Genomic DNA, 22,699 nt, shown 5'->3' with positions numbered 1-22,699 from the left:
TTTACGGTGGGTTTACAGCAGCGCAAAGAAAAAAGGCCGCATCAGCGGCCTTTTTGGTTAGATCATATCACTCTGCTTTGGGTGAAGCGTTTTCGACACGGCTTTTTAACTTCTGGCCGGGTCTGAAGGTCACCACGCGGCGAGCTGTAATGGGAATATCCTCACCCGTCTTCGGGTTACGGCCCGGACGTTGATTTTTGTCGCGCAAATCAAAGTTACCAAAGCCGGAGAGTTTTACCTGCTCACCATTTTCCAGAGCGCGACGGATCTCTTCGAAAAACAGCTCAACCAGCTCTTTGGCATCCCGTTTGCTAAGCCCAAGCTTATCAAACAGATATTCGGACATTTCAGCTTTTGTAAGCGCCATAGGTTCAATCCCTCAATGATGCCTGGAATCGCTCTTTTAATGCCTCTACACATTTGGCGACGGTAGCGGCAATCTCCTCTTCTTCGAGTGTACGGCTGGTATCCTGAAGGATCAGGCTGATAGCCAGGCTCTTAAAGCCCTCTGCTACGCCCTTACCGCGGTACACGTCAAATAAGTTTACGCCAACTACCTGATTTACGCCAACTTTCTTACATTCGGCCAAAATATCTGCGGCAGGCACATTTTCGGCCACCACAACTGCAATATCACGACGGTTTGCAGGGAAGCGGGAAACGTCCTGAGCCTGAGGAATGACGCGGTCTGCGACCTTGTTCCACTCCAGTTCAAACGCCAGCGTGCGGCCATTAAGATCCAGCTTGCGTTCCAGCTCCGGGTGCACAACACCAATGAAACCAACGCGTTCACCTTTCAGATAAATCGCGGCGCTCTGGCCCGGATGCAGGGCTGGAATGGCTTCAGCACGGAACTCAATTTCAGACAATTTACCGGTCAGATCCAGCACCGATTCCAGATCGCCCTTCAGGTCGTAAAAATCAACGCTGTTTTTACTCAGATCCCAGTGCTCTTCATAGCGGTTGCCGCAGATAGCGCCCGCCAGCATCAGATCCTGACGGATGCCGAGGTTAGCCTGGGTATCCGGCACAAAGCGCAGACCGGTTTCGAAGATGCGCACACGGCTCTGCTGACGGTTCTGGTTGTAAACGATGGTGCTCAGCAGGCCAGTCAGCAGCGACAGACGCATGGCGGACATTTCGCTGGAGATTGGGCTTGGCAGAATCAATGCTTCCTGGCCCGGGTGGATCAGCTGCTGCACTTTCGGGTCAACGAAACTGTAGGTGATCACTTCCTGGTAACCTTTGTCGTTCAGCATGGTTTTCACACGCTTCAGAGAGAGGTCGGCTTCGCGATGGGAGCCCATCACCAGGCCAGCCTGCACCGGCTCATCAGGAATGTTGTTGTAGCCGTAAACACGGGCCACTTCTTCCACCAGATCTTCTTCGATCTCCATATCGAAACGCCAGCTCGGCGCTACGGCAGTCCACTCGTCCTGACCTTCGGCCACTTCACAGCCCAGACGGCGCAGAATGTCGCTCACCTGCGCATCGGCAATGTGATGACCAATCAGGCGATCCAGCTTGCCGCGACGCAGGGTGATATTCGCAGGCTTCGGCAGATGCGCGTCGCTGGTGACATCAATCACCGGACCGGCTTCGCCGCCGCAGATGTCGATCAGCAGACGGGTTGCGCGCTCCATCGCTTTGTACTGCAGGGCCGGATCCACGCCGCGCTCATAGCGGTGAGACGCATCGGTATGCAGACCATGACGACGGGCACGACCGGTAATGGACAGCGGGCTGAAGAAAGCACACTCCAGCAGCACGTTTTGCGTTTCGTCATTCACGCCTGAGTGTTCGCCGCCAAAGATGCCGCCCATCGCCAGCGCTTTGCCGTGGTCGGCAATCACCAGCGTGTCGGCGTTCAGTTTGGCTTCGCTGCCGTCCAGCAGGACCAGGGTTTCGCCCTCTTTCGCCATGCGCACCACGATCCCGCCTTCGATACGATCTTTATCGAACGCGTGCATCGGCTGACCCAGCTCCAGCAGGACGTAGTTGGTCACGTCAACCACCGCATCGATAGAACGGATGCCGCAGCGACGCAGCTTCTCTTTCATCCACAGCGGGGTTGGCGCCTTGACGTTGATCCCCTTCACCACACGGCCCAGGTAGCGCGGACAGGCGTCTGCGGCTTCAACCTGAATCGGCAGCGTGTCGCTGATGGTCACGGCAACTGGCGCGATTTCTGGCGCGTTCAGTTCGGTCTGGTTCAGGACCGCCACGTCGCGGGCCACGCCGATGATACCTAAACAGTCGGCACGGTTCGGGGTGACGCTGATCTCGATAGTGTTGTCATCGAGCTTGAGGTAGTCGCGCAGGTCGGTGCCAATCGGCGCATCCGCTGGCAGCTCAATAATGCCAGAGTGATCGTCGGAAATACCCAGCTCGGAGAACGAGCACAGCATGCCTTCAGAAGGCTCGCCGCGCAGTTTTGCCGCTTTGATTTTGAAATCGCCCGGCAGCACCGCGCCAACGGTCGCCACGGCCACTTTCAGGCCCTGACGGCAGTTCGCCGCGCCGCAGACGATATCCAGCAGACGTTCGCCGCCCACGTTAACTTTGGTGACACGCAGTTTGTCTGCGTTCGGGTGCTGACCGCACTCCACCACTTCACCAATAACCACGCCGTTAAAGGCACCAGCAACCGGCTCAACGCCGTCCACTTCCAGGCCGGCCATGGTGATCTGGTTAGAGAGCGCCTCGCTGTCGAGCTCGGTGTTCACCCATTCGCGTAACCACAGTTCACTGAATTTCATTGTTCTGTCCTGCCCTTATTTAAACTGTTTGAGGAAACGCAGATCGTTTTCGAAGAAAGCGCGCAAGTCGGTCACGCCATAACGCAGCATGGTCAGACGCTCCATCCCCATACCGAACGCAAAGCCGGAGTAAACTTCCGGGTCAATGCCGACGTTACGCAGCACGTTCGGGTGCACCATGCCGCAGCCCAGCACTTCCAGCCATTTGCCGTTTTTACCCATCACATCAACTTCTGCGGACGGTTCGGTGAACGGGAAGTAGGACGGACGGAAACGAACCTGCAGATCTTCCTCAAAGAAGTTGTTCAGGAAATCGTGCAGCGTGCCCTTCAGGTTGGTGAAGCTGATATTTTTATCAACGATCAGACCTTCCATCTGGTGGAACATTGGGGTGTGGGTCTGATCGTAGTCGTTACGATAGACGCGACCCGGGGCGATGATGCGGATCGGCGGTTCCTGCTCCTTCATGGTACGGATCTGCACGCCAGAGGTCTGGGTGCGCAGCAGACGCGTGGCATCGAACCAGAAAGTGTCGTGGTCAGCACGTGCCGGGTGGTGGCCTGGGATATTCAGGGCATCGAAGTTATGGTAATCGTCTTCGATTTCCGGGCCGGTCGCCACGGTAAAGCCGAGCTCACCGAAGAAACTTTCAATGCGGTCGATGGTGCGGGTGACCGGATGCAGACCACCGTTCTCAATACGGCGACCCGGCAGGGAGACATCGATGGTTTCGGCAGCCAGGCGGGCATTCAGCGCGGCGCTTTCCAGCGCGTTTTTACGCTCGTTCAGCACCTGCTGAACCTGCTCTTTGGCTTCGTTAATCACCGCACCTGCAGCCGGACGCTCTTCTGGCGGCAACTCACGCAGGGTAGTCATTTGAAGGGTCAGGTGCCCTTTCTTGCCCAGATATTCGACGCGGACGTTGTCTAACGCGGCAACATCTGAGGCCTGGTTAATGGCGGCCGTTGCACTGGCAACCAGCTCTGCGAGATGTGACATGGTTTTCCTCGTTATGTAGCGATATTTACAAGCGGCAGATACAAAAAAAGCCTCCATCAGGAGGCTTTCTGGCGCTGTTTTCCGTTTCGTCTTTCACGCGCTAGCCTCCTGATGTCAGGTGCTAAAGTAAAAGAAGAAGCGGAAAATAGCAGCATTCATGCTTGCATTACCTTGTGTGGTAAGAGACCTAACGCCTTATTGAAAAGGGTCGGCGGAAAATTGTCAACGTTTTGATGCTGTTGAAACGAAAAGAGGGAGCAGAGCTCCCTCTTTCAACTGGCTTATGCCAGAGCTGCTTTCGCTTTTTCGACCAGAGCGGTGAACGCTACTTTGTCGAATACTGCGATGTCAGCCAGGATCTTACGGTCGATTTCAACAGAGGCTTTTTTCAGGCCGTTGATGAATTTGCTGTAAGAAATACCGTTCTGACGTGCTGCTGCGTTGATACGCGCAATCCACAGTTGACGGAACTGACGTTTACGTTGACGACGGTCACGGTAAGCGTACTGACCTGCTTTGATAACTGCCTGGAAGGCAACGCGGTATACGCGTGAACGCGCACCGTAGTAGCCTTTGGCTTGTTTCAAAATTTTCTTGTGACGTGCGCGGGCAACTACACCACGTTTTACGCGAGCCATATGTGCTCTCCTGTATCTATATTCTTAGTAAAAAATTAAACGTTAACGGCTTATGCGTACGGCAGGCACGCGATAACCAGACCCAGATCGCCTTTAGACACAAGGCCTTTTGGACGCAGGTGACGTTTACGCTTAGTAGATTTTTTGGTCAGAATATGACGCAGGTTTGCGTGCTTACGCTTAAATCCACCACCACCGGTTTTTTTGAAGCGCTTAGCAGCACCGCGTACGGTCTTAATTTTTGGCATCTTAATAACTTCCACTTCGCATTGTTAAATAAACGAAACCCAGGCGAACAAAACCTGCGAAGCCTGTTGGCTCCACAGGAATTGCTACTTGAAGGCCTACTGTTTCTTCTTAGGAGCGAGCACCATGATCATCTGGCGGCCTTCGATCTTCGTAGGGAAGGATTCGACTACTGCCAGTTCACTCAGATCGTCACGGACGCGGTTAAGCACTTCCATACCGATCTGTTGGTGGGCCATCTCACGACCGCGGAAACGCAGCGTGATCTTGGCCTTATCGCCATCTTCCAGAAAGCGTATCAGGCTGCGGAGTTTTACCTGATAATCGCCATCGTCGGTACCAGGACGGAATTTAATTTCCTTAACCTGGATAACTTTTTGCTTCTTCTTCTGTTCCTTAGAAGACTTGCTCTTTTCATAAAGGAACTTGCCGTAGTCCATGATACGACAAACTGGCGGTTCGGCGTTAGGGCTGATTTCAACTAAATCTACTCCAGCTTCTTCAGCCTTTTCGATCGCTTCTCTCAGACTCACAATCCCCAGCTGCTCGCCTTCCAGACCTGTTAAGCGAACTTCCTGGGCGCGAATCTCGCCATTGATACGATTCGGACGTGCCGTTTGAACTCGTTTTCCGCCTTTAATACCTTATTCCTCCAGTTGTTGAAGACTGCGGCTGCGAATCTCTTGTTGCAGCTTCTCAATCACTTCATTTACGTCCAGGCTGCCCAGGTCTTTACCACGGCGGGTGCGAACGGCAACTTTGCCTGCTTCCACCTCTTTATCACCACAGACCAACATATACGGGACACGACGTAAAGTGTGCTCGCGGATTTTAAAGCCAATCTTCTCATTTCTCAAGTCTGCTTTTACGCGAATGCCCGCATTTTGTAGTTTCTGCGTCAATTCTTTAACGTAATCAGCCTGAGAATCAGTAATGTTCATCACGACTACCTGCACTGGCGCAAGCCAGGTTGGGAAGAAGCCCGCGAACTCTTCGGTCAGGATGCCGATGAAGCGCTCCAGTGAACCGAGGATAGCACGGTGAATCATTACCGGCACCTGACGCTCGTTATCTTCGCCAACGTAAGAGGCGCTTAAACGCTGCGGCAGGGAGAAGTCCAGCTGTACAGTACCGCACTGCCATGCACGATCGAGACAGTCATACAGGGTAAATTCAATTTTCGGACCGTAGAATGCACCCTCGCCCAGCTGGTATTCGAACGGGATACCGTTTTCTTCCAGCGCCACGGCGAGATCCGCCTCAGCACGATCCCAGGTCTCATCGCTACCGATACGTTTTTCCGGACGCGTTGAGAGTTTGACGACGATCTTCTCGAAGCCAAAGGTACTGTACATATCGTAGACCATACGAATACAGGCGTTAACTTCATCACGTACCTGATCTTCAGTACAGAAGATATGCGCATCATCCTGCGTAAAGCCACGAACGCGCATCAGACCGTGCAGCGCACCTGATGGCTCGTTACGGTGGCAACTACCGAACTCCGCCATACGCAGCGGCAGATCGCGGTAGGATTTCAGACCCTGGTTAAAGATCTGAACGTGGCCCGGGCAGTTCATTGGCTTAATGCAGTATTCACGGTTCTCAGAAGAGGTGGTGAACATCGCATCTTTGTAGTTGTCCCAGTGGCCGGTTTTTTCCCACAGCACACGGTCCATCATGAACGGGCCTTTTACTTCCTGATACTGGTACGCTTTCAGTTTGGAACGCACGAAAGTTTCCAACTCGCGGAAGATAGTCCAGCCGTCGTTGTGCCAGAAGACCATACCCGGCGCCTCTTCCTGCATATGATACAGGTCGAGCTGTTTACCGATTTTACGGTGGTCACGCTTCGCCGCTTCTTCCAGACGCTGCAGATACGCGTTCAGGGCTTTTTTGTCAGCCCAGGCGGTACCGTAGATGCGCTGCAACATCTTATTGTTGCTGTCGCCACGCCAGTAAGCGCCCGCAGTTTTCATCAGTTTGAAGTGATGGCAGAAGCGCATGTTCGGCACGTGCGGTCCACGGCACATGTCGATGTATTCTTCGTGATGATACAAGCCAGGCTTGTCATCATGAGCAATGTTCTCGTCAAGAATAGTGACTTTGTAGTTTTCACCACGCTTCACGAAGGTTTCACGCGCTTCGTGCCAGCTCACGGTCTTCTTGATGACGTCGTAGTTGCTCTCAGCCAGCTCGTGCATACGCTTTTCGAGGGCTTCGATATCTTCCTGGGTCAGCGTGTGGTCAAGATCGACATCATAGTAGAAACCGTTGTCGATAACCGGGCCGATAGCCATTTTGGTATTAGGCCACAGCTGCTTGATCGCATGACCGAGCAGGTGAGCGCACGAGTGACGAATGATCTCCAGACCTTCTTCGTCTTTCGCGGTGATGATCGACAGCTTCGCATCGTTTTCAATTAAATCGGAAGCATCAACCAGCGTACCGTTTACGCGGCCAGCAATAGTGGCTTTCGCCAGACCCGGGCCGATATCCAGCGCAACATCCATTGGGCTGACGGCGCGGTCAAAATGGCGTTGGCTGCCATCAGGAAGAGTAATTACAGGCATTTTATGTCCTTATTTGCAGTGATGCCCCACACATAAGAGCATATGCAAAGAAAATAATCTTTAATTTACAGTGAATTGCAAAACCATCTGACCAACAATCGTCAAATTGGCCCGCAATCATGCACAGGATCGAAATCAGAAAAATGGCAATTTACGATCAGCCTGTTGATGGTAACACTAACGCCAGGGTGAAAACACCCTTACGGGCAGATTGAACGCGTTAGCACTTTCGCATGAGTTTAACGTGGAATTTCAAACAGCTTCTCGCAATACCGGGTGGCTGAGCTATTCTTGAACAGGTCCTTACAACACACTTTGGGGCATAGTATGAACGTATCCAGCAGAACAGTCGTTATCCTGAACATTCTTTCTGCCACCGCGTTACTCGTGATTCTGGCGGATAAGTTTCACTGGTTTTAAAGCTCGCTGTTGCCAGCGCCTGACGCTATAACTTCCCGGTGAAGCGCAATTATTTTTGCTCTTTGGTAGACTTAGCAGTCGACCACGACCAAAGAACAAGGATGATGTGATGCCGACGAAACGCTTTTCAAAAAAATACTGGAAGATGGTGATTGTGTTAATCACCCTTTATGCTGCCCTGCTGTTATTACGCTGGGCGGCGATGCTTTGGGGTTAATCGTATCTTCCCTGTACTGTCGCGTAGTTGTATTCGCTTTTGTTTGCAAAACCCAACGAATATAAACTTACGTTTTAAATATCTTTACACAAACGGCAGAAATAAAAAAACCGGTACATCAGAATCCGGTTTTTTTTAGCGGTAATAACAGCCAGCAAATGAATTTATCGTGTTTGACGAATCAATCAGGACCATTCACCGGCAACCAGTTTATGCACGTCGAACGCGTCATCCATGGATTGCCCGGTAGATTGCGAGCCCGGGGCGATGTTCGATCCGGCTTCTACATCAGAGGCTTTCGTGATGCCAATTTGTGTAGACGTGTCACTGGCAGAGTTATATGCAGAATCAGCGGCAAATGCGCCGAACGACAGTCCAGAAAGCACTATTGCTGCAGAAGCAGTTGTGATTTTATTCATGATGTTTTTCTCTTACTGAATTAATACAGACCAACTTAGAGCAATATCTAACTTGTCCTCATAGTTTAGATCTGGATCACACTTTTGCATAGTCAAAATATTTATCAATTCGTGTCAAATAAATTGAATGTTAACAAAGCGGGAAATTATGGAGAAAATATGGAGATATCGGCTGCGGCCATATTTTAAAACACTGTTTATTATTTATCAGCACAAAAATTAAAAACGGGCCAATATATTATTGGCCCGCTGCGATTACATCTTGTAGCCCAGAGAGACGGTAGTTCTGCGATCGGTATGTTCCGGTGCAGAGGCTGGTGGCTCAGAGTTCCAGGTCACATTGTAGGCAACCTTCAGCCCGAAATGGGCGTTAATCGCCACGTTCAGCGCAGTCTCAGAGTTGACGGTAGTGTCGTCAGCGCCAAAGACAGAGACGCCCTGGGTAAATTTGGCGTTATCGGTCATCTGCCAGGCATAGGTCCCGGACGCATAGCCCAGCGGCTGGGTTTCGGTGTCGCCGTCAGTATATTCGTCGTAACGCACACCCGGACCAAATTCAAAGCGGAAGCTGTGTACCGGACCGTTCAGGAACTGACGACCATAACCGGCCGTTGCTACATCACGCTGACGATAGCCGTTGTAGCGGTCGGTCAACCAGCTTGCCTGGCCGAAGAGGTAGTCAACGTCAGTCATGTTGTAACGGCTACGCCCACCCACCGCATATTTCTCGGAAGAGCGCTCATCGTTAGATGAGGTATTGCTGGCGTTACCCCACAGCGACCAGGCGGTGCTGGTGCCGTACCAGGTCATAGTGGTGTCAGCGGTCAGGGAGGAGCTTTTGGTATTGCCTGATTGCGCCAGATAACCTGCGTTCAGGTTGCCTTCAAAAGGTTTCTGTGCAGTGGAGGGATCGTCCATGACAGTAAAAACGGAATCATCGGCTGTTGCATGCATTGACGCAAACAGGCCTCCCGCTACCATCATTGCAGCGGGTACTGTCTTTAAAAGCTTCATTTATAAAGAGTCCGTACAACAAAAAAAGAGACCATTACGGTCCCGGAAACTTTCTTGCGGATCAATGCCATGAGATCCCACGAAAGGTAACAAATTATAAAAAGGCTCAAATAACATAGCAATGATTTCTTGTTTCATTTTTGGAATAAGAACGATCTTAAACCAGCCGGTTATTTATAAATAAACGTCAGGGTACGTAACGATATTCATATTTAAAATCATATTGTTATTTACTTTCCCTTCCGCGGGTTAGGTGCCAGGCTTAAGGCTATCCTCATTCAAAGGAGATCAGCATGGATCGTATCTTTACGTTGACGCTCTCCCCTTCTCTGGACAGCGCAACCCTGACGGCTCAACTCTATCCTGAAGGTAAACTTCGCTGCAGCGCGCCGGTTTTCGAACCCGGCGGCGGTGGGATTAACGTGGCGCGCGCCATTGTTCACCTCGGCGGAAAAGCTACCGCCATCTTTCCTGCGGGCGGCGCGACGGGTGAACACCTTGTCTCGCTTCTGGCTGATGAGCAGGTCGCCGTGGATACGGTCGATGCTCATGACTGGACCCGGCAAAACCTGCACGTGCATGTTGAATCCACCCACGAGCAGTATCGCTTTGTGATGCCTGGCGCGACGCTGAGCGAAGATGAATTTCGCCAGCTGGAAGAGAAAGTGCTGGCCATCGAGAGCGGCGCGCTGCTGGTCATCAGCGGCAGCCTGCCACCCGGGGTCAAAACCGAGCGCCTGACCCAGCTTATTCGCGCAGCGCAACAGAACGGCATCCGCTGCATCGTTGACAGCTCCGGAGAGGCCCTCAGCGCCGCACTGACCCTTGGCAACATCGAGCTGGTGAAACCCAATCAGAAAGAGCTAAGCGCGCTGGTCAATCGCGATCTCAGCCAGCCGGATGATGTGCGTAACGCCGCAGAAGAACTGGTGAAAAGCGGTAAAGCCCGGCGGGTAGTGGTGTCCCTGGGCCCACAGGGTGCGCTGGGCGTGGATGAAACCGGATCGGTGCATGTCGTGCCGCCGCCGATGAAAAGCCAGAGTACCGTCGGCGCGGGGGACAGCATGGTGGGTGCCATGACCCTGAAGCTGGCACAAGGGGCGTCTTTACGGGAGATGACTCAATACGGCGTGGCGGCAGGCAGCGCGGCAACCATTAATCACGGAACCCGGCTGTGCTCCCTTGATGACACGCAGAAAATCTTCACATACCTGACAAATGCGTAACCCTTGCCCTCCCGGTGACCCGGCGAGGGCGACAAATGGCATGAATCGTCTATGCTAAAAAAATTTCGTGATAACAACGAGGTGAATTATGAGCAGTGGAGAGATCGCTCGCTACGTGGTAACCGTAAAAGTTCATGAAGACTCGCTGACAGAACTCAATGAAATCAACAACCATCTTACCCGCGGCGGTTTTTTGCTAACCATGACCGACGGCGACGGCGACGGCAATCTGCATGAGCTGGGTACCCATACCTACGGTCTGGTCAGTACCCTGAGTGAAGACGAAGTGAAGGCGCTGGCCACAGGTCTGGTGGAGAGCGCCACCGGGAAAGAACCGCAGGTTGAAGTCACGAGCTGGGAAAACTGGCAAAAACAGCAACAATAAGTGCCACAGGGTCAACCAAACGGTGTAGATGTGCGTTAGTTCGTGTTTTTTGACCATAGTTTCACGCTAACTTTATGATCTGGCAGACAACATGGGAGAGCGATCATGTGGCAGGCTATCAGTCATCTTTTAAGTGAACAACTGGGCGAAGGTGAAATTGAACTGCGTAACGAGCTGCCAGGGGGCGAGATCCACGCCGCATGGCATCTGCGCTATGCAGGACGCGACCTCTTCGTAAAATGTGATGAACGCGAGCTGTTACCCATCTTTACCGCGGAAGCTGACCAGCTGGAACTGCTCTCCCGCAGCAAAACCGTCTCCGTACCCCAGGTGTGGGCCGTCGGAAGCGATCGTGACTACAGCTTTCTGGTGATGGAGTACCTCCCTGCCCGTCCGCTCGATGCGCATAACGCCTTTATCCTGGGGCAACAAATTGCCCGCCTCCATCTGTGGAGTGAGCAGCCGCAGTTCGGTCTCGATTTCGACAACGACCTCTCAACCACCCCGCAACCCAACGCCTGGCAACGCCGCTGGTCGACCTTCTTTGCCGAACAACGGATCGGCTGGCAGCTGGAACTGGCGGCGGAAAAAGGGCTGGAGTTCGGCAACATTGACGCCATTGTCGATCATATTCAGCAGCGCCTGGCCTCGCACCAGCCGCAGCCTTCGCTGCTGCACGGCGATCTGTGGTCGGGCAACTGTGCGCTGGGTCCGAACGGCCCCTATATCTTCGATCCGGCCTGCTACTGGGGAGACAGGGAGTGCGACCTCGCGATGCTGCCGCTGCATCCTGAACAGCTGCCGCAGATCTACGACGGCTATCAGTCAGTCTCGCCGTTGCCGGCCGGTTTTCTGCAAAGGCAGCCGGTCTATCAGCTCTATACCCTGATGAACCGCGCCATTCTGTTTGGCGGCGAGCATCTGGTGATTGCGCAGAAGGCGATGGAGCGGGTGCTGGCAGCGTAGCGGACAGACTGCCGGGCAGCACTGCCCGGCAGCGAACGCTTATAACAGGCCGAGCAGGGAGAACAGGAAGTACCCGGCAACGATCATCAGCACCGGAAGTACATAGAGGGTAAAAATTTGCAGGAAAATGGTGTGATTCGGTACCACAATGCGCGCTTCGATCTGTTCGCGCGTTAATCCCTCTTCTTCTTTTGCCTTCTCCAGAATCAGCTGGGCTTCCAGCCCTTCGCGAATGAGGCGGGTCTGCCGGCGCATCCGCGCTCCGGAAGCCTGTAGTGCCAGAGCAATAAAGATCAGAGCAAAGATAATCCAGAACGCGATGTTCATTCCCTGCCGGAAATCTGGCGTCGGGGAGTTGTACCAGAAGAAATTAAGAAACGGCGTGTTAAAGCGCATCATCTCGATCATGACATGGGCAAAATCCAGCATCACGGCATTGATCCCGGCCTGCTTTTCGCTGTGGTCATAAATAAATTTCAGGACGGAAATAATTGTCGAGATCACCGCCGGGATAAAAATTACCCATCCGGCGATTATCTTCAGTATCGCTACACGTCCAGCTTGTTGATATGTCATCGGTTCCTCGTTTTTAAAATACATCCTTTGAGGCTAAGTCTACCTGCTGGTTGTCATTTTCGCCCGTTCTTTGCAGGCGATATGGTAAATTGCCAGGGTTAGGTAGCCTTTACCCCTGATAAACACCCACAAAAGGAGAAGTTGCATGTCGACTCCGCGTCAAATTCTTGCAGCCATTTTTGATATGGATGGATTACTGATTGATTCCGAGCCGCTCTGGGATCGTGCTGAACTGGATGTGATGGCCAGCCTGGGCGTGGATATCAGCCGCCGTCACGAACTGCCGGATACCCTCGGTCTGCGCATCGATATGGTGGTTGAACTCTGGTATGCCCACCAGCCGTGGGTGGGGCCGGGCCGGGATGAGGTCACCGACCGCATTATCAACCGGGCCATTACGCTGGTGGAAGAGAACCGCCCGCTGCTGAAAGGGGCCCGTGAGGCTGTCGCCCTGTGCAGAGCGCAGGGGTTGAAGGTTGGCCTCGCCTCCGCCTCGCCGCTGCATATGCTGGAAAAAGTGCTAATCATGTTTGATCTGCGCGACAGCTTTGATGCGCTGGCCTCGGCAGAAAAACTGCCTTACAGCAAGCCGCACCCGCAGGTCTATATGGACTGCGCCGCGAAGCTGGGCGTCGACCCGACCACCTGCGTGGCGCTGGAAGACTCCGTTAACGGCATGATCGCCAGCAAAGCGGCACGAATGCGCTCGATTGTCGTCCCCGCAGAAGAGAATCAGCATGACGCCCGCTACGCCCTGGCGGACGTTAAACTGACCTCGCTGCAGGACCTCACCGTGGCACATCTGCGCGGCTGATTAACGACGGCGGGCAACGTCCTGTTGCCCGCAAACATGATCCACATAAAATTTTTAAAACATCATTTCATTTTAATTTGATATTCCCTATCCCTGCTTCTATGCTTATCTCAGAACAACTATACCCCCCTACTTTCTGAGGTCTGTATGATACTGGATGCCTTTAATCTTTCAGGAAAAGTTGCCATCGTTACCGGCTGTGATACCGGACTCGGCCAGGGCATGGCGCTGGGTCTGGCGCAGGCAGGCTGTGACATCGTGAGCGTCAATCGCCGGATCCCGGAAGAGACCGCTGCAGGCGTGAAGGCGCTGGGTCGCCGGTTTCTGGCTATTCAGGCCGATCTCAGCAAGCAGGATGCTATTAACGATATCGTCGAGCAGACGGTGGCGGGCATGGGACGCGTTGATATTCTGGTAAATAATGCCGGCACCATTCGCCGGGAAGATGCTCTGACCTTCAGCGAAAAGGACTGGGATGATGTGATGAATCTCAACCTGAAATCGGTCTTTTTCCTGTCGCAGGCCGTGGCCCGTCAGTTCATCGCTCAGGGGCAAGGCGGCAAAATCATTAACATTGCCTCCATGCTGTCGTTCCAGGGCGGGATCCGCGTTCCCTCTTATACCGCGTCGAAAAGCGGCGTGCTCGGGATCACCCGCCTGCTGGCCAACGAGTGGGCACACCATGGTATAAACGTTAACGCCATCGCGCCGGGCTATATGGCAACCAACAATACCCAGCAACTCCGCGACGACGAACAGCGCAGCAAAGAGATCCTCGACCGTATTCCGGCGGGTCGCTGGGGTAAGCCGGAAGATCTCCAGGGCCCGGCGGTATTCCTAGCCTCGTCGGCCTCGGACTACGTCAACGGCTACACCCTCGCCGTCGATGGGGGCTGGCTCGCACGTTAACAGCTTTGTGACAAAGAGTTACACCGTCACTACTTCCGTATACTGTATAAAATCCCTATACTGGATGCATTGACAGTTTAGTGGGTTTTATCATGACGGCGGAAGGTCATCTGCTCTTTTCTCTCGCCTGCGCAGTGTTTGCCAAAAACGCTGAGCTTACACCAGTGCTGGCGCAGGGTGACTGGTGGCACATCGTGCCATCGGCAGTTTTGACCTGCCTGTTACCTGACATCGATCATCCAAAGTCGCTGCTCGGGCAGCGGCTGAAGTGGATCTCAAAACCCATAGCCCGCGCCTGCGGCCATCGCGGCTTCACACACAGCCTGCTGGCGGTATTTGCCGCGCTTACCCTCTTCTATTTAAAAGTGCCGGACAGCTGGCTGATCCCGGCGGATGCCATCCAGGGGATGGTGCTGGGCTATCTGAGCCATATTCTGGCCGACATGCTTACCCCGGCGGGGGTTCCTCTGCTGTGGCCCTGCCGCTGGCGTTTTCGTCTGCCGATCCTCAGGCCGCAAAAAGGCAACCAGCTGGAGCGCGCCCTGTGCATGGCCCTGTTTGCCTGGGCGGTGTGGATGCCGCAGACGCTGCCGGAAAACGGAGCCGTGCGCTGGTCCTCGCACATGATTAATTCCCTGCAGTTTCAGTTCAACCGCTTTATTCACCATCAAAGTGAGCAGTAACTGGACGAATTCAGCCGTTTTGGCATAACCCATTCCATTTGGATATAAGCGACCAGATCACACTTCTGATAATCTTGCGCCAACAAGGTCGGACCTAATACCGATCTGCTATTCAATCAGGAGAACGGGATGAATTTTCCATTAATCGCGAACATCGTGGTGTTCGTCGGCTTACTGCTGTTGCTGGCGCAGTCGCGTCACAAACAGTGGAGCCTGGCCAAAAAAGTACTGGTCGGTCTGGTGATGGGCGTGGTCTTTGGACTGGCGCTGCAGGCCATTTACGGTGCCAGCAACCCGGTACTGAAAGACTCTATCCAGTGGTTCAACGTTGTCGGTAACGGCTACGTCCAGCTGCTGCAGATGATTGTTATGCCGCTGGTGTTTGCCTCTATTCTGAGCGCGGTTGCCCGTCTGCATAATGCCTCTCAGCTGGGTAAAATCAGCGTCCTGACAATAGGTACGCTGCTCTTTACCACCCTGATCTCGGCTCTGGTGGGCGTGCTGGTCACCAACCTGTTTGGCCTGACCGCAGAAGGCCTGGTGCAGGGTACCGCAGAAACCGCGCGCCTGACCGCCATCGAGACTAACTATGCGGGTAAAGTAGCGGATCTCACCGTACCGCAGATGCTGCTCTCCTTTATCCCGAAAAACCCGTTTGCCGATCTCACCGGGGCCAGCCCAACGTCGATCATCAGCGTGGTGATTTTCGCTGCCTTCCTCGGCGTAGCCGCGCTGAAACTGCTGAAAGATGACGCCCCGAAAGGCCAGCGCGTTCTGACCGCCATCGACACCCTGCAGAGCTGGGTGATGAAGCTGGTGCGTCTGGTGATGCAGCTGACCCCGTACGGTGTACTGGCGCTGATGACCAAAGTGGTGGCAGGCTCAAACCTGCAGGACATCATCAAGCTGGGTAGCTTCGTGGTCGCCTCTTATCTCGGTCTGGGCATCATGTTTGTGGTCCACGGCATTCTGCTCGGCGTGAACGGCGTCAGCCCGCTGAAATACTTCCGTAAGGTGTGGCCGGTGCTGACCTTCGCCTTTACCAGCCGCTCCAGCGCCGCCTCCATTCCACTGAACGTGGAAGCGCAGACCCGTCGTCTGGGCGTGCCGGAATCGATCGCCAGCTTCTCCGCCTCCTTTGGCGCGACCATTGGTCAGAACGGTTGTGCAGGTCTCTATCCGGCAATGCTGGCAGTAATGGTGGCACCGACGGTGGGTATTAACCCGCTGGATCCGGTCTGGATTGCGACCCTGGTCGGGATTGTGACCGTGAGCTCTGCCGGTGTGGCCGGTGTGGGCGGCGGCGCGACCTTTGCCGCGCTGATCGTACTGCCTGCGCTGGGTCTGCCGGTGACGCTGGTGGCACTGCTGATCTCGGTAGAACCGCTGATCGACATGGGCCGTACCGCGCTGAACGTCAGCGGCTCCATGACCGCCGGTACGCTCACCAGCCAGTGGCTGAAGCAGACCGATAAAGCGGTACTGGACAGCGATGAACATGCGGAACTGGCGCACCGTTAAGCGCCACCCTCGCTAAAAAAAACCGCCTTCAGCAATGAAGGCGGTTTTTTTATTATCTGTTAATCCTCAACCTCTTCTTCCTGGCGGACCTGTGCCGCCCAGCGCTGAGCAGATTCCGGAACGTTAAACGCCGGTGAACGGCGAAAACGCTCGCCAATCAGCACAAAGGCCACATATTTGCCGCGTAATAGCCAGACGTCACGAAAGCCATCCATTTTGTTGGCATGTTCTGGCGGCGCGGGTTCAACGCGGGGCTGATAACTGATAACAGGACGATTTTGTTGGCGAAGAGGTTTCATAAGCAGCGGGTTCACTAAAGCAAACTCAAAAATCAGTAAATTCCTATGATAGCTGATTGCCCTTCCTGCGTCGCGCCCCACGTGCCACATCAAGCGTAAGTGGTAGCCAGAAATCGGGTTTTCACCCGGCTCACCGTCGGCATTGTTCTATAGTTAATGAGTTTTGACGCAAAGACGACCGCGTTTCAGCAATGAAAACAGGAGACGAGTGCAATGTCGCAAAATGATAAGACCCACCACCCGCAGCAATCCCCGGTACATGATGAAAATGAAGCGAAACCCGGCCTGGACTCCCTGGCCCCGGACGATGGTTCCCACCGCGCCAGTCCGGTCCCTACTCCGCCGGGACAGGAACCCACCGCGCCCGGCAGCCTGAAGGCACCGGACACCGGCAATGAAAAACTGAACGCGCTGGATGCGGTGCGTAAAGGTGGCGAAAACTTCCCGCTCACCACCAACCAGGGTGTACGCATCGCTGACGATCAGAACTCGCTGCGTGCCGGGACGCGCGGCCCGACCCTGCTGGAAGATTTCATTCTGCGGGAGAAGATTACCCATTTTGACCACGAGCGTATCCCGGAGCGTATTGTCCACGCCCGCGGCTCGGCCGCGCACGGCTATTTCCAGCCTTATAAGAACCTGAGCGACATCACCAAAGCCGCCTTCCTCTCTGACCCGGATAAAATCACCCCGGTGTTTGTCCGCTTCTCCACGGTGCAGGGCGGCGCAGGCTCCGCCGACACGGTGCGGGACGTTCGCGGGTTCGCCACCAAGTTTTATACCGAAGAGGGCATTTTTGACCTGGTGGGCAACAACACGCCGATCTTCTTTATTCAGGACGCCCACAAGTTCCCCGATTTTGTCCACGCGGTGAAGCCGGAGCCTCACTGGGCGATCCCGCAGGGCCAGAGCGCGCACGACACCTTCTGGGACTACGTTTCATTGCAGCCTGAAACCCTGCATAACGTGATGTGGGCGATGTCCGACCGCGGCATCCCCCGCAGCTACCGCACCATGGAGGGGTTTGGCATCCACACCTTCCGGCTGATCAATGCCGAAGGCAAAGCCACCTTTGTGCGCTTCCACTGGAAGCCGGTGGCTGGCAAAGCCTCGCTGGTGTGGGATGAGGCGCAGAAGCTCACCGGGCGCGATCCGGACTTCCATCGCCGCGATCTCTGGGAAGCCATCGAAGCGGGCGACTTCCCGGAATATGAGCTCGGCTTCCAGCTGATCCCGGAAGAGGACGAGTTTAAATTTGATTTTGACCTTCTCGACCCAACCAAGCTGATCCCCGAGGAGCTGGTGCCGGTTCAGCTGGTGGGCAAAATGGTGCTCAACCGCAACCCGGACAACTTTTTTGCCGAGAACGAACAGGCCGCCTTCCACCCCGGGCACATCGTCCCCGGGCTGGACTTTACCAACGACCCGCTGTTGCAGGGCCGGCTGTTCTCCTACACCGATACGCAAATCAGCCGTCTGGGTGGGCCGAACTTCCACGAGATCCCCATCAACAAGCCAACCTGTCCGTACCATAACTTCCAGCGTGACGGCATGCACCGGATGGAGATCGACACCAACCCGGCCAACTACGAACCGAACTCGATCAACGATAACTGGCCGCGCGAGACCCCCCCTGGGCCAAAACGCGGTGGGTTTGAGTCTTATCAGGAGCGTGTGGAAGGCAGTAAAATCCGCGAGCGCAGCCCCTCTTTCGCGGAGTATTACGCCCATCCGCGCCTGTTCTGGCAGAGCCAGACACCTGTCGAGCAGGAGCATATCATCGGTGCCTTCAGCTTTGAGCTGAGCAAAGTGGTGCGGACCTATATCCGCGAGCGGGTGGTCGATCAGCTGGCGCGCATTGATATCACCCTGGCCCAGGGTGTGGCTGAGAATCTGGGGCTTACCCTTACCGAGGAGCAACGTAATCTGGCTCCACCGCAGGATGTCAGCGGCCTGAAAAAGGATCCATCCCTCAGCCTGTATGCCGTTCCCGGTGGCGATATCAAAGGCCGCGTGGTGGCGATACTGCTCAACGATACCCCGCGAGCCAACGACGTACTGGCGGTACTGCGGGCGCTGAAGGCCAAAGGCGTTCACGCGAAGCTGCTCTACTCGCGAATGGGTGAAGTAACCGCTGATGACGGCTCGGTGCTACCGGTGGCGGCGACCTTTGCCGGATCCCCGTCGCTGACCGTTGATGCGGTGGTGGTGCCCTGCGGCGATATCCAGAGCCTGCTCAATAACGGGGATGCCGCCTATTATCTGCTGGAAGCCTACAAGCACCTCAAGCCGATTGCGCTTGCGGGCGATGCGCGGCAGTTCAAACCGCTGCTGAAGGTGGCGGATCAGGGCGAAGAAGGGATTATCGAAGGCGATACCGCGGCAGGCGCGTTTATGGATGAGCTGGTGTTGCAGATGGCGGCGCACCGGGTCTGGTCGCGTCGCAGTAAAATCGCCAGCATACCGGCGTAAAAAAAGCCGGGTGGCGCTTGCGCTTACCCGGCCTACGGTTCCGTGTAATTTGCTAACCGGATAAAACCCGGCGCAAGGTTCCGTTGAATTTATAGGCCGGGTCAGGCGAAGCCGCCACCCGGCATTTCCTCACAGATCCCTGAACGTCCCCAGACGATACCCGCACTCGGCAATTGCGTATTTCAGCGACGTCGAGGTCAGCACATCCAGCTCCGTCAGGCGCGGCCAGCAGTAGGCGCTTTTACGAATGGTGTTATCAATAAAGGCCGGGTGCGCCATCACCTCCAGCGAGCGTTCGCCCTGCTGCACGGAATGATCCAGCACGCTTAAGAACAGCGCCTCACTGATTTCATCGCCATAAAATGCGCTACTGAAACCGTCGGTGGTCGGCGGCAGTTCGGCACTCAGCTCCCCAAGCCCTTCAACCTGACGATCCATACGCAGCGCCACTCCTTTGCGGCGGGCAAACTCGGCCACTAGCGGGAAGATGGCCGGGATCATATGCACATGGTGATGGCTGTCGATATGGGTCGGCTCGCGGCCGAAAAGATCGACAAAGCGATTGAACTGACAGTCTAGCTCGCGGGTAATCTCCTCCAGCGGCAACGTCCCCTGCTCCGCCATCTCCCAGATCCATTTCCCCAGTTGCCCCTCGCGGGTCAGCCCTGGCATCGGCGTCAGCGGCATGCCGAGAGTCAGAACAAAGTGCATCCCGACTCCCAGTTCCGGCAGCGCCCGGCTGAGTTCAGCGGCGTGCTCAATTGCATCGCCGTTGACCATCGCGGTGGTTGAGGTCACCACGCCGTGCCGACAGGCTTCCACGATGCCATAGTTTTGTCCTTTCGAGAGGCCAAAATCATCGGCATTGACGATCAGCAGATATTCCATAGCGATCCCTCTTAGTGCTGCTCGCTTTTCAGTTTATCAATAGCGCCGGCAAAGTTCGGCAGCCATTTTTCATGGGCCAGAATCAGGTCGCGCGCCAGCTTCTCGGCATCGCGATCGGACTGGACCAGCGGGCTCAGGTTCAGAGCCAGCAGCACATCATTCAGCTCGCCGCTGATCGCCGCCTGACTTGCTGCGACTTCAAAGCCCTTGATGGTGTGGATCAGCCCCATCACCTTGTCATCGAAATGGGTCAGACGCGGATGCGGTTTCGCGCCATCGCGGCCGAGGATGCAGGTCATCTCCACCGCCCAGTCTGCCGGGATATTATCAATGTGGCCGTGGTGCGGCACGTTGACGTAGTGTTCCGCCTGCTTGTCGTTGTAGATGGCGTTGATCACTTCGCAGGCCGCGTCGGAGTAGTAAGCCCCACCGCGCTGCTCCAGCTCTTTTGGCTTCACGTTCAGATCCGGATCCTTGTACAGGTCGAAGAGCTGTTTTTCTACCTTCTGCACCACCTGCGCCCGGGCGCCGCCTTTGTAGTATTCGCCCATCTCAATGGCCAGCATCTCTTTCAGCTTGAAGTAGTAGAGCAGATAGGAGCACGGCAGCAGATTGAGCGAGCGAATCAGCCCTTCGCTGAACGGCAGGTCGAAGATATTTTTCACCGAGCTGGCTTTCAGGGTGCCAGATGCCACGCCGTCCAGCAGTTCGGCAAAGCGTGACTCGCCGTTGACCAGCACATCTTTGATAAAGACCATGTGGTTCAGGCCGAACAGGTCGATGGAGAGTTCGTCGCTGTCGGTCAACGCCAGCACATCGCGGATAAACATCTTCATGCCGATAGGGATATTACAGACCCCAATGAAGCGTTTGAAATCGGTGTGGCGGTAGACCGCTTCGGTTACCATCCCGGCCGGGTTGGTAAAGTTGATCACCCACGCCTGCGGGCAGATCTCCTGCACGTCTTTAATGATGTCGAAAACCACCGGAATGGTACGCAGCCCTTTGAACAGACCGCCGGCACCGTTGGTTTCCTGACCCAGATAGCCGTAGCTCAGCGGGATACGCTCATCCAGCTCGCGCGCCTTCAGCTGGCCGACGCGCAGCTGGGTGGTGACGAAATCAGCGTCTTTCAGCGCCTGGCGACGGTCGAGGGTTTTATGCACGGTCATCGGTACGCCCGCTTTTTTCACCATGCGCTGGCACAGGTCAAAAATAATATCGAGCTTCTCCTGGCCTTCAGCCACGTCCACCAGCCACAGTTCGCTGACCGGCAGTTCATGATAACGCTTGAGGAACCCTTCCAGTAATTCCGGGGTGTAGCTGCTTCCGCCGCCGATGGTCACTACTTTCAGTTTCTTTTGCATAATATTTCTCCCAGGGAGATGCGCCATTTAAGTATAGCGATCCCGTCCCATATATTTGGGCAAGTTTTGAAGTCGATATTTCCGGCGGCGATCCCGCCGGACGTTAATTAATAACCGTAAGATTTTTCCGGTAGCTGTTAGGTGTAAATGAGGTCAATTTCTTAAAGGTCTTAATAAACAGACTCGGACTGCTGTAACCGGATTCGTAAGCAATATCCGTCACCGAATAATTGGTGATCTCCAGCTGTTTTCTGGCGAAATTGATCCGTATTTCATTAATAATCTGCACCGGGGTTTTCTGATAATAACGCTGGGTCGCCCGGGTCAGATATTCTTGTGATTTACCTGACAGCGCCACCATATTCTCCAGCGCATTTTCACCAAAGCGCAGTTTATCGTGCATCATTTCTACGGTGGTGCGCAGCCATTGTGGGATATCGTCCGTCGCCTGCTGCTCTTCGCGATAGTGGCGTAAGCGGTTGACGACGTAGAAGGTCACCGTTTCAATGAATTCATCGAACTCATTGTCACGAAAGTTAAGCGAGGCAATAACGGTGTCGATCCAGTTCAGGAATTCACTTTTTACATGATAAACCTGCGAAGCGACAAAGCAGAACGGCAGCAGCGGCGAGTAGTGGGTTTCGAAGAAGCGTTTACTGATGCCGACGTTAAGAATACGCGTGGCGCCAAAGTCGTAAAAGCTCTGATGGTGGGACCCCATCGGGATAAAGACGAAGTCCCCACGCTCCAGCAGCACCCGCTTGCCGTTGATCTCCTGGAAATAGCGGCCAGTCAGCACAATGGTGAATTCATAGTAGTCATGCTGATGCAGACCGCTGATGCTCTCCACCTTGTTGTAGATAAACACATGAAAATTTTTACCATTGAACAGCTGCTGTTCCCGGGCGGTAGTGATTTCCATTGCGCTGACCTCCTGCTATCAGTCTGACTTACTGCATTTTCTCGTGAAGTTCGATGAGTTCCGCCACCAGCTCACGTGCCAGCATGGAGGTCATCAGATGGTCCTGGGCATGTACCAGCACCAGGCTGACCTTCATCTTACCTTCACCCTGATCGCTTTCGATCAGTTTTGTTTGCACCAGGTGCGCTTCATTCAGCGCGGTGCGGGACTGGGCCATCATCTCTTTGGCGGTATCGAAATCGCCCTGCTTGGCTTTTTTCAGTGCGCCGTACGCCAGGCTACGCGCCTGACCAGAGTTGATGATAAGCCCCATCACCACTTCTTCAAGGTCGTTCTCTGCTACTTCTTCTGCTTCTGCAACAACATTTTCTAAATCAAACATCTCG

Annotated in this window: 26 protein-coding genes and 1 other annotated feature; of the genes, 10 read left to right on the top strand and 16 right to left on the bottom strand. The window is 54.5% G+C overall.

Annotation, left to right across the window (positions count from 1 at the left end; translation table 11 throughout):
- Positions 1 to 67 precede the first annotated feature (67 nt).
- The 8 genes from ihfA to thrS all read right to left on the bottom strand — a co-directional run bounded on the left by ihfA (position 68) and on the right by thrS (position 7,215).
- Positions 68 to 367 carry an integration host factor subunit alpha gene (gene ihfA / locus ES815_RS18905; protein WP_006820203.1) on the bottom strand — a complete coding sequence of 100 codons (300 nt, stop codon included), beginning with the start codon at positions 365 to 367 and terminating at the stop codon, positions 68 to 70.
- Positions 368 to 371: 4 nt separating this feature from the next.
- A complete protein-coding gene (gene pheT, locus ES815_RS18900) occupies positions 372 to 2,759 on the bottom strand; it encodes a phenylalanine--tRNA ligase subunit beta (protein WP_142489180.1) in 2,388 nt (795 codons plus the stop codon).
- A gap of 15 nt (positions 2,760 to 2,774) precedes the next feature.
- Positions 2,775 to 3,758 (bottom strand): phenylalanine--tRNA ligase subunit alpha, encoded by a 984-nt coding sequence (gene pheS, locus ES815_RS18895; RefSeq protein WP_106993635.1) that lies wholly within the window; start codon positions 3,756 to 3,758, stop codon positions 2,775 to 2,777.
- A gap of 40 nt (positions 3,759 to 3,798) precedes the next feature.
- Positions 3,799 to 3,922: a sequence feature (Phe leader region), on the bottom strand.
- Positions 3,873 to 3,917 carry a pheST operon leader peptide PheM gene (gene pheM / locus ES815_RS18890; protein ID WP_001386830.1) on the bottom strand — a complete coding sequence of 15 codons (45 nt, stop codon included), beginning with the start codon at positions 3,915 to 3,917 and terminating at the stop codon, positions 3,873 to 3,875. (Overlaps the previous feature by 45 nt.)
- A gap of 117 nt (positions 3,923 to 4,039) precedes the next feature.
- Positions 4,040 to 4,396: a 50S ribosomal protein L20 gene (gene rplT, locus ES815_RS18885; RefSeq protein ID WP_032617738.1), complete on the bottom strand. Its 357-nt coding sequence runs from the start codon at positions 4,394 to 4,396 to the stop codon at positions 4,040 to 4,042.
- Between the two features lie 50 nt (positions 4,397 to 4,446).
- A complete protein-coding gene (rpmI, locus tag ES815_RS18880) occupies positions 4,447 to 4,644 on the bottom strand; it encodes a 50S ribosomal protein L35 (protein WP_003030583.1) in 198 nt (65 codons plus the stop codon).
- Between the two features lie 96 nt (positions 4,645 to 4,740).
- A complete protein-coding gene (infC, locus tag ES815_RS18875) occupies positions 4,741 to 5,283 on the bottom strand; it encodes a translation initiation factor IF-3 (protein ID WP_023616141.1) in 543 nt (180 codons plus the stop codon).
- Between the two features lie 3 nt (positions 5,284 to 5,286).
- Complete coding sequence (gene thrS, locus ES815_RS18870) at positions 5,287 to 7,215, bottom strand: threonine--tRNA ligase (RefSeq protein WP_142489179.1); 1,929 nt, start codon at positions 7,213 to 7,215, stop codon at positions 5,287 to 5,289.
- Positions 7,216 to 7,542: 327 nt separating this feature from the next.
- Here thrS and yncL point away from each other — a divergent pair, with 327 nt between their 5' ends.
- A complete protein-coding gene (gene yncL / locus ES815_RS18865; protein WP_072036629.1) occupies positions 7,543 to 7,635 on the top strand; it encodes a stress response membrane protein YncL in 93 nt (30 codons plus the stop codon).
- Positions 7,636 to 7,744: 109 nt separating this feature from the next.
- Positions 7,745 to 7,852 carry a small membrane protein YniD gene (yniD, locus tag ES815_RS23990; protein WP_260609629.1) on the top strand — a complete coding sequence of 36 codons (108 nt, stop codon included), beginning with the start codon at positions 7,745 to 7,747 and terminating at the stop codon, positions 7,850 to 7,852.
- Between the two features lie 185 nt (positions 7,853 to 8,037).
- Here the strand turns inward: yniD and ES815_RS18860 are convergent, their stop codons facing one another.
- Positions 8,038 to 8,271 (bottom strand): hypothetical protein, encoded by a 234-nt coding sequence (locus ES815_RS18860; RefSeq protein ID WP_142489178.1) that lies wholly within the window; start codon positions 8,269 to 8,271, stop codon positions 8,038 to 8,040.
- A 255-nt stretch (positions 8,272 to 8,526) separates the two neighbouring features.
- On the bottom strand, positions 8,527 to 9,285 hold the full coding sequence (locus ES815_RS18855; RefSeq protein ID WP_106993631.1) for a YdiY family protein: 759 nt from the start codon (positions 9,283 to 9,285) through the stop codon (positions 8,527 to 8,529).
- A gap of 293 nt (positions 9,286 to 9,578) precedes the next feature.
- Here ES815_RS18855 and pfkB point away from each other — a divergent pair, with 293 nt between their 5' ends.
- The 3 genes from pfkB to ES815_RS18840 all read left to right on the top strand — a co-directional run bounded on the left by pfkB (position 9,579) and on the right by ES815_RS18840 (position 11,862).
- Entirely contained in the window at positions 9,579 to 10,511 is a 933-nt protein-coding gene (gene pfkB, locus ES815_RS18850) for a 6-phosphofructokinase II (RefSeq protein ID WP_142489177.1), read from the top strand.
- An 88-nt stretch (positions 10,512 to 10,599) separates the two neighbouring features.
- A complete protein-coding gene (gene ghoS / locus ES815_RS18845; protein ID WP_142489176.1) occupies positions 10,600 to 10,896 on the top strand; it encodes a type V toxin-antitoxin system endoribonuclease antitoxin GhoS in 297 nt (98 codons plus the stop codon).
- A gap of 105 nt (positions 10,897 to 11,001) precedes the next feature.
- On the top strand, positions 11,002 to 11,862 hold the full coding sequence (locus ES815_RS18840; protein WP_142489175.1) for a fructosamine kinase family protein: 861 nt from the start codon (positions 11,002 to 11,004) through the stop codon (positions 11,860 to 11,862).
- A 39-nt stretch (positions 11,863 to 11,901) separates the two neighbouring features.
- On the opposite strand, the gene ES815_RS18835 is transcribed toward ES815_RS18840, so the two are convergent.
- Entirely contained in the window at positions 11,902 to 12,438 is a 537-nt protein-coding gene (locus ES815_RS18835) for a YniB family protein (RefSeq protein ID WP_142489174.1), read from the bottom strand.
- 145 nt (positions 12,439 to 12,583) lie between these two features.
- Between ES815_RS18835 and hxpB the strand changes: the two genes are divergently transcribed.
- From hxpB to ES815_RS18815, 4 genes are all read left to right on the top strand, one after another.
- Positions 12,584 to 13,252 carry a hexitol phosphatase HxpB gene (gene hxpB / locus ES815_RS18830; RefSeq protein WP_142489173.1) on the top strand — a complete coding sequence of 223 codons (669 nt, stop codon included), beginning with the start codon at positions 12,584 to 12,586 and terminating at the stop codon, positions 13,250 to 13,252.
- Between the two features lie 147 nt (positions 13,253 to 13,399).
- Positions 13,400 to 14,161 (top strand): 2-dehydro-3-deoxy-D-gluconate 5-dehydrogenase KduD, encoded by a 762-nt coding sequence (gene kduD, locus ES815_RS18825; protein ID WP_142489172.1) that lies wholly within the window; start codon positions 13,400 to 13,402, stop codon positions 14,159 to 14,161.
- A gap of 92 nt (positions 14,162 to 14,253) precedes the next feature.
- The gene (locus ES815_RS18820; protein WP_032617729.1) at positions 14,254 to 14,844 is read left to right on the top strand and encodes a metal-dependent hydrolase; all 591 of its coding nucleotides are present in this window, start codon (positions 14,254 to 14,256) and stop codon (positions 14,842 to 14,844) included.
- A gap of 129 nt (positions 14,845 to 14,973) precedes the next feature.
- Positions 14,974 to 16,365 (top strand): L-cystine transporter, encoded by a 1,392-nt coding sequence (locus tag ES815_RS18815; RefSeq protein ID WP_142489171.1) that lies wholly within the window; start codon positions 14,974 to 14,976, stop codon positions 16,363 to 16,365.
- Between the two features lie 59 nt (positions 16,366 to 16,424).
- Here ES815_RS18815 and cedA read toward each other — a convergent pair whose 3' ends face one another.
- Positions 16,425 to 16,664 (bottom strand): cell division activator CedA, encoded by a 240-nt coding sequence (cedA, locus tag ES815_RS18810; RefSeq protein WP_231312557.1) that lies wholly within the window; start codon positions 16,662 to 16,664, stop codon positions 16,425 to 16,427.
- A gap of 213 nt (positions 16,665 to 16,877) precedes the next feature.
- On the opposite strand from cedA, the gene katE reads away from it, so the two are divergent.
- Positions 16,878 to 19,136: a catalase HPII gene (gene katE / locus ES815_RS18805; protein WP_142489170.1), complete on the top strand. Its 2,259-nt coding sequence runs from the start codon at positions 16,878 to 16,880 to the stop codon at positions 19,134 to 19,136.
- A gap of 129 nt (positions 19,137 to 19,265) precedes the next feature.
- Here katE and chbG read toward each other — a convergent pair whose 3' ends face one another.
- The 4 genes from chbG to chbA all read right to left on the bottom strand — a co-directional run bounded on the left by chbG (position 19,266) and on the right by chbA (position 22,695).
- The gene (gene chbG / locus ES815_RS18800) at positions 19,266 to 20,024 is read right to left on the bottom strand and encodes a chitin disaccharide deacetylase (protein ID WP_142489169.1); all 759 of its coding nucleotides are present in this window, start codon (positions 20,022 to 20,024) and stop codon (positions 19,266 to 19,268) included.
- A gap of 11 nt (positions 20,025 to 20,035) precedes the next feature.
- Positions 20,036 to 21,391 (bottom strand): 6-phospho-beta-glucosidase, encoded by a 1,356-nt coding sequence (locus ES815_RS18795; RefSeq protein WP_142489168.1) that lies wholly within the window; start codon positions 21,389 to 21,391, stop codon positions 20,036 to 20,038.
- Positions 21,392 to 21,494: 103 nt separating this feature from the next.
- Positions 21,495 to 22,313, bottom strand: coding sequence for a transcriptional regulator ChbR (gene chbR, locus ES815_RS18790; protein ID WP_039029058.1), 819 nt, complete (start codon positions 22,311 to 22,313; stop codon positions 21,495 to 21,497).
- A gap of 28 nt (positions 22,314 to 22,341) precedes the next feature.
- Entirely contained in the window at positions 22,342 to 22,695 is a 354-nt protein-coding gene (gene chbA, locus ES815_RS18785) for a PTS N,N'-diacetylchitobiose transporter subunit IIA (RefSeq protein ID WP_142489167.1), read from the bottom strand.
- Positions 22,696 to 22,699 lie beyond the last annotated feature (4 nt).

The sequence above is a fragment of the Leclercia adecarboxylata genome, assembly GCF_006874705.1.
GTDB classification, from domain to species: Bacteria; Pseudomonadota; Gammaproteobacteria; order Enterobacterales; family Enterobacteriaceae; genus Enterobacter; species Enterobacter adecarboxylatus_C.
Note: the sequence above shows the minus strand (reverse complement) of the source record. Positions and strands in the feature narration are given on the sequence as shown.